This is a genomic window from Trichocoleus sp. FACHB-262 (assembly GCF_014696035.1).
Lineage (GTDB): Bacteria > Cyanobacteriota > Cyanobacteriia > FACHB-46 > FACHB-46 > Trichocoleus.
Genome location: NZ_JACJPK010000097.1, coordinates 347900 through 361693, shown reverse-complemented (window position 1 = coordinate 361693; position 13794 = coordinate 347900). Strand labels below are relative to the sequence as shown.

Sequence of the window (13794 nt, the reverse complement as noted above, 5' to 3'; positions counted from 1 at the left end):
TATCTTGGCTTTCAAACTATTCTCTTTTCTAGGTGCGGGGGCCGACTGATTCGGTGCGCTTTCGCGCCCCTTCTCCCTCGACCGCTTAGCCAATATAACGAAGTCCACACGGGATTGTCAAGGGGTGGGAAAAAGTTTTTCGAGGCATTAGAAGCCTCTGCAGGTAGACAACATAGCTCTCGACGGCGCTATTTTGGGCTAAAGGACCGAGAAATTTTTCAAAAAATCCTGAGCTACAGACGGTTGTTTGGAGAGACGCTACTTCAACTTTTAGCTTTTTGGATACAAAGTATTTTTTCATTATTTTGATTATCATTCTCACTAGCCTGATTTAGTAGAGGTAGGCAGCTTTTATGCCGAGGTAGGGGATTGTATCTGAGTGAAAAAAGGTTCACTTTAGTTAATCAGAAGTAGTTAGCAACAATCTACTAGATGGATTTGGGAGCTAACAAACCACAATCAGGTGTGAGGAGTGAAATATTAATGACTGCAATCTCTTTCTGTCGTTCTTTATTGATTTCTCCGTTTGTTTTCGGGCTGTTGGCAGTAACTGGAACTTCCGCGATCGCTGACGAAGTTCTGGAAGGCACCCAGATTAAAGGGAATACGCTACCCGCTCAACTAGCTCAAGAGCAGGTAGATGTAGATGCATTGGTTGGAAACTCTTTGAACCAGGTGACTTCTGTATCTCAGTTGTCTGATGTTCAACCTACTGATTGGGCTTTTCAAGCATTACAGTCTCTAGTAGAGCGCTATGGCTGTATCGCTGGTTATCCTGATGGTACTTATCGGGGCAATCGGGCTCTGATTCGGTATGAGTTTGCAGCGGGCGTGAATGCTTGCCTGGATCGAGTGAATGAATTGATTACAGCAGGTACAGCTGACCTGGTTGGGAAAGAAGATTTAGCCACCCTAGGGCGCCTTCAAGAAGAGTTTTCTGCTGAACTCGCTACTCTACGAGGCCGAGTCGATGCATTAGAAGCAAGAACTGCTGAGATTGAAGCTAACCAATTCTCGACGACGACTAAGCTTGAAGGGGAGGCGGTTTTCGCGATCGCAGGTATTGCTGCGGGTGATAACGCATTGGGCGAAGAAGTTGACAGAAGCGCGGCCCTGGGTCATCGCACCCGACTAAATTTAGAGACTAGCTTTACGGGTCGTGATTTGCTGAGAACTCGCCTGCAAGCTGAAGGACTTGAGGCTTTATCAAGCACAACATTAACGCCAGAAGGAGATTTGGCCTTTGCAGGCGACTCAGATAATGACGTCAGCTTGGATGCGCTTCTGTATAGCTTTCCACTTGGTGAGAACACTGAAGTGGTGCTAGCAGCTAATTCCGGTGCTGCTGATGACTTCGCGAGTACTGTGAACTTTTTGGATGGTGATGGGGCGACAGGGGCCTTATCAGCGTTTGGAACTCGGCACCCAATTTATTACTTGGTTGAAGGGGCAGGCTTAGGCATTAAACACGAGTTTGGGAATGCCTTAGAGCTAAGTTTGGGATACTTAGCAAGTGATGCTGCCGAACCAAGTGAAAAGAGCGGTTTATTTGATGGGGCCTATGGTGCGCTGGCGCAGCTTTTGTTCAAGCCTAGCGATCGCTTGAATGTAGGTTTAACCTTTGTGCATGCCTACAAGCGAGAAACTGGGACTGGCAGTAATCTGGCTAACCCTCAAGCTTTCATCAGCCGTCTACTTGAGGAATCGTCTCTCGGTGGCAACGATAATCTAGAAGGTTTAACGACACTCATTCCAATCGTTAGCAACTCCCTCGGCCTTGAACTTTCTTGGCAACTAAGCGACAAATTTGTTCTGGGTGGTTGGGCAGGTTACACTTTCAATCGCACACTCAGCTCTGGAGGTGGGCTGTTTGAGCGGGGTGATTTTGAAACCGTTAACTGGGCTGTAACGCTTGGTTTCCCAGACTTAGGAAAGGAAGGCAATCTGGCAGGCATCATCGTCGGGATGGAGCCCAAAGTGGTGGGTGCTGATATAAGAACTACTCCAGCTGCCACAGCACTAGCTGCAAGCTTACCTGCTGGAATTATTGGTTCGTTTGGGGAAGATCGAGACACTTCACTTCATATAGAAGCTTTCTACCAGTACCAGGTGAACGACAATATCTCTATTACTCCAGGCGTTATTTGGCTGACTGCGCCTGATCATAATAGTGCCAATAACGACATTGTGATCGGTACTATTCGGACAACATTTGCTTTCTAACAAATCTCAGAGCTTATCTAAAAGAACTACCAAAGCTTTTGCATCCAGAGCTTGTATTTATTCAGGGGGCATAACTGTTATGCTCCTATTTTTTTGAGTAATTTGCGATCGCTTAATCATGGTGTAACTTGACACTGACAAAAATCTACGGTTGTCTTAAGACTACGGTGCACCATCTCAGGTAAGTTTCAATTGCCTGATTATTGATTGCTTAGGTTTGACAGACTAGCTCATCAGCTAATGCTTAAATCCCTTCGGAGATTGAGCTAGATACCTGCAACTGAATCGGTTTTGAATGCAATGTTTTGTTCACCAGCTTGTGAGGAGAGTGTTGATGCGCCGTCTTTTTCGATTGGCAGTTATGGTTTTAAGCACTACTGCAATTGCCCTCTTGGCAACTAGTTGTGGAGAGAGCAAGATCGTTCAGTGCAACAAGTTAATTGACGTTATTAATAAAGGACAGGCACTTGCTAGTTCGGGGATAAATGGTAACGATCCGGCTGCAATGAATCAGTTAGCTACCAACTTGGATGGACTCAGCCAAGAGATTAAAGGGGTTAAGGTTCAAGACACAAAATTGCAAGCATTCCAAGCTAACTTCGCCAGAATTTATCAAACTTTAGCCCAATCGTCGAGGGAGATTGCCAACGCAGTTGCCAGCCTCCGGCAAACTCAACCAACAGGGACAGGTGGTACACAAGCCAAAGCAATGCAAGCAAAGGCCCAAGCTGCTACCCAAACGGCGCTAAAAGCAGCTCAGGAGGAAAGTAGATCTGTGAGTGACCTAAATGGTTACTGCAAAGCACAGTAGCGAAGCTGTCATGCAGATGCTAAAACCACATGGGCGAAAATTAACTGGAACTAGGGTGAGTTGATGAACGGCAAGAAATGGCATCAGGTTGGTTGGCGAAAAATTGCAGAATCAACTCTGCCATTTCATCTGCATATTTTTGGGGCAGAGCATGGTCAGCTTCAGGAATAATTGCTAACTTAGCGCCTGGAATTTGTTTGGCATAAGTTTGGCTATGCCACAAGGGAATGGTTTCGTCGCGATCGCCTGTGATTACTAGCGTCGGCAGTCGCAACTGATGGATTTGCTGCTCTACTGTGTCAATCGCATCTTCCGGTCGCAGTCGGTCTAGTAGAAAGGAACGAGCCGCAGGTTGAGCTTTCAATTCCTGACGAAACCAGCTAAGTTGGGCGATCGCCGCCCGCTGACCCAATAATCCCGCTAACGGTTTAACCAAATGTAGGCCCCAATCAACCACTGGGACAGGCCATAATAACGGGCGCAAATGGTCATAGCGGCCACAAAAACTATCGTCTCGAATTCCGGCTGCTGCTGCTAAGACGAGACCATTCACCGCATCGGGATACTGCAAGGCATAAGCTGCCGCGACCCAACCACCGAACGAATGGCCTATGAAATAACAGGAACCTAAATTCAGGGCTTCTACCACCTGGCGTACAAAAGCTACTTCTGTCGCAATGTCGTAGCGAATAGCAGGCTTACCCGAATTGCCAAAGCCAAGCAAGTCTAAACTGATGCAGCGATAGTGCGATCGCAGTTTCTGCATCAGAGGTAGCCAACAAGCTCCAGTGCCTAGAAACCCATGTAACAGCACCAGTGTGGGACCACTCCCCATTTCCAAATAGGCTGCTGGCTGGGAACTAGTGTCAAGTTGTCCAAACTGTAGGGGTATGGTTAGGATGCGTGGATCAGGCAAAGATTCCAATTCAGTCAACACAACTCAATAAACAATTGTGAAAAGCGTTACACTTCATTGCAGAGCTCAAAGATCAGCTTAACGGCATGATAACTTCTTTGATGGTCGATTGACGGCGCAGAGTAAGGGTAAGGAGAACACTTTGGAGTCGCATTCACATCAGTCACTGAATTATTCCGCTCGCGAAGACTTTAGCGAGTACGTCGCTCACCTCCAGCTTCACATGACGTTACAAGCTCGCAACTTGATCCCACCGCTGATTCAAGCTTCCGATAGCAGAGAACAGTTGCTCCAGCAGACACAGGCTACTATCGAGAAGATCATTTCTCGCCAAGCTTCATAACTTTGCCATTCTCTAAAAACTCCATACATCTGGATTAATCAGGGCCGAAAGCTCTGATTTTTTCTTTTATCGGGCCTCTAATTAGCCTTGCTTCCAAGCGATCGCCCATCGCGAAATTCCAGAAATCAATCTGTAGTGTAGATGACAGAATGTAACAAACTTCCACATCATAGGGGAAGAATTGTTGCTATGTGTCCAGCGTGGGCAACTACAGGTTGATAGAAGGATTGGTAGAAGGAACTATATTTTGAAAGCTTTTACAGATTTAGCGCCTGAGCCTCGTCGCAACTTATTAGTTTTGTTTGCCACCGGACTGCTATTTTGGTGCAGTTTGGCTTCTTTGCTGCCAACCTTACCCCTCTACGTACAAGAAATTGGTGGGAGTAGCCAACAAATTGGCATTGTGATGGGGGCCTTTGCAATTGGCTTGCTATTGTCGCGGGCTTGGTTAGGAAATTTAGCCGATAACCGCAGTCGCAAGATCGTTTTGCTGATTGGCATGACAGTTGTGGCGATCGCTCCCTTGGGCTATTTGTTTATTCATTCCATCCCATTGCTGATCGCAGTTCGAGCTTTCCACGGTGTCAGCATTGCCGCTTTTGGTACGGCCTACAGTGCCTTAACCGTTGATCTTTCACCAGAGAAAAATCGTGGTGAGTTAGTTGGGTACATGAGTTTGGTTAACCCAATTGGGGTCGCGATTGGACCTGCAATAGGTGGGTTACTCCAAGCAGCGGTAGGATATATTCCTTTATTTCTCTTATCTGCCTTGTTGGGTTTGATTGGGCTAGTGAGCGCAGTACAAGTTCGTGAACCCAATCGGCACCTAGAGAACGGAGATTCAAGCTCTAGTGGTCCATCCAATCAGTTTTGGCGTTTATTACTCAGTCCCCGAATTCGCATTCCTGCTCTGGTAATGCTATTAATCGGCTTAGCATTTGGGACTCTGAGTACCTTTGTGCCCTTATACATTGCTGAAGCTAAAGTTGACCTGAACGCGGGATTCTTTTACACAGCCGCTGCGATCGCCAGCTTTGGCATTCGTCTCCTGACAGGTCGAGCTTCCGATCGCTATGGGCGAGGACTATTTATCAGCCTCAGCCTTACCTTTTATTCACTCGCAATGCTGCTGTTGTGGACCGCCCGCAGTGCTGAAGCTTTCTTGATTGCAGGTTTGCTGGAAGGGGCTGGAGCAGGCACGCTAATTCCTATGATGGTGGCGTTGATGGCCGATCGCTCCCAACCGCAAGAGCGCGCTAAAATTTTAGCGCTATGTGTGAGTGGTTTTGATGTAGGTATCGCGATCGCTGGTCCCATTTTTGGCTCTGTAGCGGAGCAAGTAGGGTACCGCAGCTTGTTTGGCTTCTGCGCTATTCTCTCGTTTGTAGGGCTGCTAGTTTTTATCACTCAATCTAGCAAAGACCTAGCTTACTCACTCAAGTTCGCTTCCGGGCGAGGTCGCGATCTGTATGCAGTTAATCAAACGCCTCAAAAAAGTTAAAGGGCAGGCACTAAGCCTACCCTTTTTGACGGGCTAGGAGGGATTCGAACCCCCGACACCGTGGTCCGTAGCCACGTGCTCTAGTCCACTGAGCTACAAGCCCCCGACAAGAATTCATATTAGCACACCTAAATCAAATGACACAACAAATTTTTCCTGAAAGCCCGAATTCAGCTACTAGCCAGCCATTGAGCCATTTAGACTCAGCAGGGCAAGCCCAGATGGTAGATGTTTCTGCTAAGGAGTCAACCATCCGTCAAGCGATCGCGGTGGGCCAAGTCCGCATGCGCCCAGAGACGCTGGCAGCGATCCAAGCGGGTAATGCACCTAAAGGGGATGTGGTTAGCACAGCTAGGTTGGCTGGAATCATGGCCGCCAAGCAAACCGCACAATTGATTCCTCTTTGTCACCCTTTACCGCTGCATAAAGTAGAAGTTTGGCTCACTCCAGACCATCATTTACCGGGCTATCAAATTCGGGCAGAAGTGAAAACCAAAGCCGAAACAGGCGTAGAGATGGAAGCTTTGACAGCCGTCTCAATCACAGCTTTAACCCTCTATGACATGGCTAAAGCTCTAGAAAAATCAATGCAAATTGAGTCAATTCGCTTGCTCAGTAAGACTGGTGGTAAGTCAGGCAACTACCAAGCAAAAGCAACAGACGCATCTTAACTAGAACCAAATCCTAAACAAAAACTACAGATTATTGACACTGCTTCGCCTAGAGGATGATGCTATAGAAAAAGCCTAATTAGTTTTCTCAAAAAATATTATAAATGAACAAAATTGCCATACTAGATGACGATGAGCACTGGTGTTTTTTAATTCAGCGCTTCTTTAGAGGTACTTTTGAAGTCTCTGTTTTTCACTCTTTCAGTGAGTTAATTCCTAAAGCTTCTCAATATGACCTGATTATTGTGGATTTTTCCATTCCACCAACTCAATACCAAAAAAATATTGATGGTTGCAGTATTATTCAGCAGCTCAAGCAAAACTTAAGTCAGCCACCGATTCTGGTTCTTGCTACTGCATTTATTAGCAAAAATAATTTGGCATTAGGCAAGCAACTTTGCCCAGAAGCAGATTTCTTTATTGCTAAGGATGCGGGACTAGAATTTATTTTGAGTGCAGTTAAACAACTTCTTACAGACCAAAAGTTTCCTATTCATCTAGCTTCAGGGCTTGAGTAGTCAAGTTGTGGCCAGCGTCCTAGATCTAGCCATTGATTAGGGCTTGGAAGTAGAGTAATAACTTAATACTTCTTGCCCCCGACGTACTAGCTTTTCGGGACCTTCCATCATTAAGAGATAGCGTCCTTGGCTTAGGTAGTGGCGGTAAATTCCAGAGGTACTGCCTTCTCCTAGAAACCCTAACAGCGCTCCCGCTACAGCCCCGCAAAAACCACTTACAACACCGCCCGCTACGATCATAAGTACTAGGTTGGCATGAAGGGGAAAGCCTAAGCCAAAGTGAATAAATAGAGCTCCAATAAAACTAATTGCCGAGCCGACTGTTCCAGCAAAAACTGCCAAAGCTTGCGCTTTACGAGTAGCAATCTGCATGGGTTTTAGAAGCCCAACCCGCTCAGGACTGCTATAGCCCTTACCAACGATCGCTAAATGCTCGGGAGAAATTCCATGCGATTGCAAGAGCCGATAAGCTTGAAAAGCAGCCGCTTCGTCTGAAAGGATAAAAACAGTTAAATGGGAGCGACGAGTTAGGGTCGCTTGGCGAAGAAATCGTTTAACAGTCACAAGCCTAAGCTGGGTTAAGAAATGGATAGCTTTGCTTGATTCTAATCTTAGTTTCTAGTTCGTTTGTTGGTTTGCGTTGCAACTTAACTAATTTTTTAATCTCGTTGTTAAGTAATCAGTTCATGACATTGCTATAAAACGACAAGGGTGACGTATTGTATGAGTGACGAGCAAGCAGTACTAGCAGCTAATCAAGCCTTCTACCGAGCTTTTGAAAGAAAAGATATGGAGGCGATGCAGGCAGTGTGGTCCAAAGGGACAGGTAGCCTCTGCATTCACCCGGGACGGCTAGCTCTACGAGGATGGGATGCGATTGGTAGCTCTTGGGAGAAAATCTTCAAGAACACTAGCTATCTTGAAATTGAGATAGAGATCATTACTACTGAGGTAAATAGCGCGATCGCCTATGTCGTAGTGCTCGAAAAGCTATTTCAGGTAGTCGGTAACCAGAGAGTCCAGGCTCAATCTATGGCGACTAATATTTTTGAGTGCATGGCCCAGAAATGGTATCTGGTCCATCATCACGGCAGCCCTCTAGCTCGCTAGCTTTAATGAACGCTTGTAACTAATGTTTGAGAACCGCGTGTCCCTTTTCCGAGCTGCTAGAGTTTATGCCAAAATGGGGCTGTCACGTACTTACTCAAGTACAAATTGCGATCGCTCGAAAAGTAGAAGCAGATAGATTTTACTTTTTCAAATGAATTCCTTTGCTGGTGTAGCCCCCATCATTCACACCAACACTAGGAAGCGTTCTAGCGCTGGCTGGAGGAAGGATTTAGCTAGTATATGTTAAGACTATTGACATAGCCTCAATTTAATTCACCCTAAAACTTTGAAATCCAGGCAGGCTTAGGTAAGCAGCCTGCGTTGCTCACCTCATACACCCCAAAAGGAAAGATAGAGTCATGGGATTATTCGACCGCATTAGCCGAGTAGTCAGATCCAACGTCAACGACATGGTCAGCAAGGCTGAAGATCCAGAGAAGATTCTGGAACAGTCTATTCTGGACATGCAAGAGGACTTGGTGCAGTTGCGTCAAGCCGTTGCCAGTGCGATCGCCAGCCAAAAGCGAACTCAACAACAACAGAACCAAGCTCAAACCGAATCTAATAACTGGCAGCAACGCGCTCAATTGGCGCTACAAAAGGGTGATGAGAACTTAGCTCGTGAAGCATTGCTACGCCGTAAAACCTACAATGAAACCGCTACGAGTCTGAAAACTCAACTCGACCAACAAAACGGTCAGGTTGATACTTTGAAGCGTAGTTTAATCGGCTTAGAGAGCAAGATTTCGGAAGCGAAGACTAAGAAAGACATGCTCAAGGCCCGCGCTGCTGCTGCGAAAGCTAATGAGCAACTGCAAAATGTGGTCGGCAATATGAGCACTGGTAGTGCTATGGGTGCTTTTGAGCGCATGGAAGAAAAGGTATTGCAAATGGAGGCTCGTTCTCAAGCAGTTGCTGAGTTGGCAGGCGCTAACTTAGAAAGCCAATTTGCCCAATTAGAGTCTGGTAGCGATGTAGATGATGAGCTGGCCGCTATGAAGGCTCAGTTGATTGGTGGTGCTTCACCTGAACAGAAAACGCTACCTGCATCTAGCCCATCAGCGAGCGCACCCAAAGATGCAGCCGTTGATGCTGAATTGGAGGACCTGAAAAAGCAGCTTGACAGTCTATAACAGTGTTTAGCACTTTTACTGTGTCTTCTCATGAGACTTAACCCCCAGCCCCTTCCCTTAAAGGGAAGGGGAGCTAGGGTAGAAGCTGTGAAAAATTTGGTCTGCGAGAGATTCAAAGCGCATCGGCGATAGGCAGAGGGTTTAGAGAGGCCTGCAAGAACTCTAACTTGCTCCCAAGAATTTATGAGTTGATTCTTAACCAGTCAGCATCGTTTTAAAGTATTAAGTAATTATTAGAATTCAAACGTCATGACTGGCAGTGTAATTACGATTTCAGACGCTGAGTTTGCGGCAACCGCTCTTGAGCCAACGAGCAAGCTTGTGGTTATCTACTTTTGGGCTCCTTGGTGTGGTCCTTGCCGACTCACGGCTCCGTTGATGGATTGGGCAGCGACTCACTACGGCGATCGCCTCAAAGTTGTCAAAATGGAGATAGACCCCAATCCTGAAACCGTGGCGAAGTACCAGGTGCAGGGAGTACCCGCTCTAATCTTCCTTAAAGATGGGGAAGTCGCGGCTTCAATTGAAGGAGCTATTGGCAAGCAAAAGCTGATTGATCTGCTCGAAACTCACTTGCCAAAGTAGGCCAAAGTAGAGGCCAAAGTAGGGTTATTAGTAGCTCTCAGCCGCTCGCCTAGAGCCTTTAGCCATCATCCGTTAGGTGGCCAGCCAACCGAATTGATCTCAATTGCTGAGAGCGAAGTTATTATGCAATTTGCCAAGCGTCTAGCCCCTCTTCAATCTAATGTGTTTGCTGATATGGATCAGGCAAAAGCTAGAGCCAGAGCCGCAGGCCGAGACTTGATTGATTTGTCGCTTGGCTCCTCCGACTTACCCGCAGCGGAGCATGTGATTGAGGCGATCGCTGTGTCTCTTTCAGACCAAAGCACCCACGGCTATTTGTTGTTTCATGGCACACAAGCCTTCCGCCAAGCCGCAGCCACCTGGTACGAAAAGAAGTTTGGCATTGCAGTTGATCCAGAAACCGAAGTCTTACCTTTAGTCGGTTCGCAAGAAGGCACAGCTCATTTACCTTTAGCAGTACTCAATCCCGGAGACTTTGCGCTGCTGTTAGATCCGGGTTATCCCTCTCACGCCGGGGGAGTTTATTTAGCTAGTGGGCAAATTTATCCCATGCCGCTGCTAGCTGAAAACAACTTCTTGCCGATTTTTGCAGACATTCCAGGCCCAGTTTTGGCGCAGTCTCGCATGATGGTGTTGAGCTATCCTCATAACCCCACTGCCGCGATCGCCCCGCTCTCGTTTTTCCAAGAAGCGGTTGCCTTCTGCCAACAGCACAATTTAGTTTTGGTGCACGATTTTCCTTACGCTGACCTCGTGTTTGATGGCACAGCTTTGCCCTCCGTCCTACAAGCTGACCCAGACAAGAGCGTATCTATTGAATTTTTTACCCTTTCCAAGTCCTACAACATGGGTGGATTTCGGATTGGATACGCGATCGGCAATGCTGAACTGATTCGAGCTTTGCGTCAAGTCAAGGCAGCTGTAGACTTCAACCAATATCGAGGGATTTTGAATGGGGCGATCGCTGCTCTCACAGGCCCTCAAGAAAGTATTCAAGTCACTGTAGAAACTTTTCAACAACGACGCGATGCTTTTGTAACCGCTCTCAACCGCATTGGCTGGCAAGTACCGATGCCTACAGCAACTATGTATGTCTGGGCCAAGTTGCCCGAGCGCTGGAGCCAAAATTCAATGGAGTTTTGCACTCAAATGGTTGAGGCAACCGGAGTTGCTGCGTCTCCCGGTGCTGGTTTTGGTAAGTCGGGTGAAGGATATGTGAGATTCGCCTTAGTCCATGAGCCAGCCATTTTGAAGACTGCGGTTGATAGAATTGCTCAATTTCTCGAAGCTCATTGAAGATTTCCGGTTTTAACTCTGCACAACTATTTACGTTGATTTACTGAAAGCTAAGATTGAAGGTTTTTACTTAAGGCCCAACCTTCATAGCTTCTTCATAAAATCCTGTAAAAATCTATACTAATTTCACCAATCATCTCGTACGTAATACTTAGACTAAGGTGTTGTGAACGAGCTAGAAACTGAACAATGAAGCAGAGAAACTCAAAAGTTAGCTCTGCACTTGCATTCACGATATTGCATTACCAGTATTTCGCTAACGTTTATGAGCATTGATATTGGTACGTTATTCGACGAAAGGTTTTATCTATTCACTTATACAGATGTCGCCGCCGCTGTCGCTCAAGGATTTTTTGCCAGTGGCTTAGAGCATTTCAGGCAGTTCGGGCAACGGGAGCAACGCAATCCTAGCCCTCTGTTTGACAACCAATTTTATTTGCAAAATTACCCTGATGTTGCTGCGGCAGTAGCCCAGGGAGCCTTTCCCAGCGGTTTAGACCACTTCTTGCAATTTGGTCAGTCTGAGCAACGCAATCCTAGTTCCTTGTTTGACAACAACTTCTATTTAGCGACTTATACGGATGTTGCTGCGGCAGTAGCCCAAGGTGTCTTGAGCAGCGGATTTGAGCATTTTCTACGCTATGGGCGGTTTGAACAGCGCAATCCTAGTTCTCTGTTCAATGAAAGTTTTTACTTAGCTCACAACTCAGATGTTGCTGGAGCGGTTTCAGCGGGCACTTTTATCAGTGGGTTTGACCACTTCTCCCGCTATGGCCGATTAGAAGGACGTGACAGTATCAACACGGCTCCTCTGGCCAATGGTGATGCTGTTGTAACCAATGCCAACACTGCCGTCACGATCAATGTGCTAGGAAACGATAGTGATAAAAACCAAGATCGATTGGCTCTGACTGGGTTTAGCTCAGCCACAAATGGCACCGTCACTAAAAACAGCGAGGGCACGTTGACGTATACACCGAACGCCAATTTCAATGGGGTAGATACCTTCACCTACACTGTTGACGATGGCTACGGTGGCAAGGCGACAGGCACAGTTGCAATTACTATCAACCCTCCGTCATCCATTACACCGACCAGTGGCTACTACGGTTACACAACCGGGAAATTTCCTACTCTTGGTGAATCTTCGGGACTAGTGCGAGGATCAGGGAATTTTTGGTGGACCCATAATGACTCTGGCGGTGCTGCGGCAATTTATGCCATCAACAACTCGGGCAAAACCATTGGCCAAGTCAACCTCACTGGAGCAACTAACGCTGATTGGGAAGAGATTACCGCTGGGCCTGCTCCTGGTGGAGGCAGATACCTCTTTATTGGGGACATTGGCAACAACCAAAACCTTAGCGCTGGCTCACGCACCAATCAAAAAATTTATGTTGTGAATGAACCGAGTTCGAGTGCTCAATCTGTGAACTTGGTGGCAACGCTGCCGATCAGGTATCCCGCTGGATCTTTCGATAGCGAGGCTATGATTTTTGACTCAGACAGACAAGAACTGTTAATTATCACCAAGGATTTATTCCCTACCACTGGGCAAAGCAAGATTTTTAGTCGCAGTTTAAATCCAAACAGCTCTACTCTCACCCTAGTTGGCACATTTGACGTTTCTCAGCGAACAACCTTAAGCGATCGCCTAGTCACAAGTGCAGCTTTGAGTAGCGATCGCACTGCCTTTATCCTGCGTACATACAACACCGCTTTCCTGTGGCAGCGCACTCCTGGCGAATCATGGAGTAGCTTGTTTGGGCGGCAGCCGAATATGGAAATCCCTTTGCCTAACGAAACCCAAGGAGAAGCGATCGCCTTTGGCGAGAGTAATACAGAGTTCTACACCACAAGCGAACAAACAGGTCTGTTTAGCCGCTACGCCTATTTACCCATCTATACAGGCACAGCCAACAACGATGTGATTGTCGGAGGTACGGCAGCCAACGTAATTGCAGGCGAAGCAGGTAGCGATCGACTCACGGGTGGAGGTGGAGCTGATATTTTCCTCTACAAAGCCCCAAACCACGGCAGAGACACCATTACTGACTTTGCATCTGATGACACGTTCCATATCTCGGAAGCAGGATTTGGGGGTGGTTTGCGAGCAGGAATTCCTCTTAGTACTACTGCCGCTTCCACAGGAGTCTTGGTAAGTAGTGCTGCGCCTACGTCACTTGGCACCAGCGCTAATTTCCTCTACAACACCAGCACTGGGGTTCTCAGCTTCGATGCTGATGGCACAGGTGCTGGCTCAGCCGTCGCGATCGCCACCTTAACTAACACGCCAATCCTCAACGTTAATCAGTTTGTTGTTACCTACTAATACCAATTCTCCAAATTCTATTTACAGATATTCGTAAGGGCGAAGGGCCGTTCGCCCCTACAGCAATTACTTGTAGCCTGATTTCCAGGAATTGATATTACTCATTCCAGGCAGCCGAACGTTTAATGGATGCGTATTATTGAGTACTTGCAAGGATGCAATGGCCTTAATCTGACGCTGTGCTTCCGGGAAACTACTGGCTACCTGTGTTTCTACGGGGATGAGCGATCGATAGCTATCAAAAGAGCAAGCAATTCTTTATCCAAGCTTAGGCAAAATCTCAGCGAACTTTACCTATTTGAGTACTTAAACTTTCTAGACTAGGCGTTGATTCAATACCAAAAAATACTCAAGT

Annotated in this window: 13 protein-coding genes and 1 tRNA gene; 11 read left to right on the top strand and 3 right to left on the bottom strand. The window is 46.9% G+C overall.

Annotated elements, in window-relative coordinates; genetic code table 11:
- The first annotated feature begins 483 nt into the window (after nucleotides 1-483).
- Nucleotides 484-2223: an iron uptake porin gene (locus H6F68_RS23940; RefSeq protein ID WP_190562850.1), complete on the top strand. Its 1740-nt coding sequence runs from the start codon at nucleotides 484-486 to the stop codon at nucleotides 2221-2223.
- Nucleotides 2224-2728: 505 nt separating this feature from the next.
- Nucleotides 2729-3034, top strand: coding sequence for a hypothetical protein (locus H6F68_RS28745; protein WP_206755555.1), 306 nt, complete (start codon nucleotides 2729-2731; stop codon nucleotides 3032-3034).
- 40 nt (nucleotides 3035-3074) lie between these two features.
- Here H6F68_RS28745 and H6F68_RS23930 read toward each other — a convergent pair whose 3' ends face one another.
- On the bottom strand, nucleotides 3075-3968 hold the full coding sequence (locus H6F68_RS23930) for an alpha/beta fold hydrolase (protein ID WP_242065624.1): 894 nt from the start codon (nucleotides 3966-3968) through the stop codon (nucleotides 3075-3077).
- A 124-nt stretch (nucleotides 3969-4092) separates the two neighbouring features.
- Here H6F68_RS23930 and H6F68_RS23925 point away from each other — a divergent pair, with 124 nt between their 5' ends.
- Both H6F68_RS23925 and H6F68_RS23920 read left to right on the top strand, forming a co-directional pair.
- Entirely contained in the window at nucleotides 4093-4293 is a 201-nt protein-coding gene (locus H6F68_RS23925) for a hypothetical protein (protein WP_190562840.1), read from the top strand.
- A gap of 247 nt (nucleotides 4294-4540) precedes the next feature.
- Entirely contained in the window at nucleotides 4541-5794 is a 1254-nt protein-coding gene (locus H6F68_RS23920; protein WP_190562838.1) for an MFS transporter, read from the top strand.
- Between the two features lie 29 nt (nucleotides 5795-5823).
- Here the strand turns inward: H6F68_RS23920 and H6F68_RS23915 are convergent.
- A tRNA-Arg gene (locus H6F68_RS23915) sits at nucleotides 5824-5897 on the bottom strand.
- Nucleotides 5898-5931: 34 nt separating this feature from the next.
- Here H6F68_RS23915 and moaC point away from each other — a divergent pair.
- Entirely contained in the window at nucleotides 5932-6465 is a 534-nt protein-coding gene (gene moaC, locus H6F68_RS23910; protein ID WP_190562836.1) for a cyclic pyranopterin monophosphate synthase MoaC, read from the top strand.
- Between the two features lie 104 nt (nucleotides 6466-6569).
- A complete protein-coding gene (locus H6F68_RS23905) occupies nucleotides 6570-6983 on the top strand; it encodes a response regulator transcription factor (protein WP_190562834.1) in 414 nt (137 codons plus the stop codon).
- Nucleotides 6984-7019: 36 nt separating this feature from the next.
- On the opposite strand, the gene H6F68_RS23900 is transcribed toward H6F68_RS23905, so the two are convergent.
- Nucleotides 7020-7547, bottom strand: a complete 528-nt coding sequence (locus H6F68_RS23900) for a hypothetical protein (protein ID WP_190562831.1) — start codon at nucleotides 7545-7547, stop codon at nucleotides 7020-7022.
- A 159-nt stretch (nucleotides 7548-7706) separates the two neighbouring features.
- Between H6F68_RS23900 and H6F68_RS23895 the strand changes: the two genes are divergently transcribed.
- The 5 genes from H6F68_RS23895 to H6F68_RS23875 all read left to right on the top strand — a co-directional run bounded on the left by H6F68_RS23895 (nucleotide 7707) and on the right by H6F68_RS23875 (nucleotide 13439).
- Entirely contained in the window at nucleotides 7707-8093 is a 387-nt protein-coding gene (locus H6F68_RS23895) for a nuclear transport factor 2 family protein (RefSeq protein ID WP_190562829.1), read from the top strand.
- A gap of 359 nt (nucleotides 8094-8452) precedes the next feature.
- On the top strand, nucleotides 8453-9226 hold the full coding sequence (locus H6F68_RS23890) for a PspA/IM30 family protein (protein WP_190438564.1): 774 nt from the start codon (nucleotides 8453-8455) through the stop codon (nucleotides 9224-9226).
- A gap of 249 nt (nucleotides 9227-9475) precedes the next feature.
- Nucleotides 9476-9811, top strand: coding sequence for a co-chaperone YbbN (locus tag H6F68_RS23885; RefSeq protein WP_190562827.1), 336 nt, complete (start codon nucleotides 9476-9478; stop codon nucleotides 9809-9811).
- 123 nt (nucleotides 9812-9934) lie between these two features.
- The gene (locus H6F68_RS23880; protein ID WP_190562825.1) at nucleotides 9935-11107 is read left to right on the top strand and encodes an LL-diaminopimelate aminotransferase; all 1173 of its coding nucleotides are present in this window, start codon (nucleotides 9935-9937) and stop codon (nucleotides 11105-11107) included.
- A gap of 265 nt (nucleotides 11108-11372) precedes the next feature.
- Nucleotides 11373-13439 carry an Ig-like domain-containing protein gene (locus H6F68_RS23875; protein WP_190562823.1) on the top strand — a complete coding sequence of 689 codons (2067 nt, stop codon included), beginning with the start codon at nucleotides 11373-11375 and terminating at the stop codon, nucleotides 13437-13439.
- Nucleotides 13440-13794: the final 355 nt, after the last annotated feature.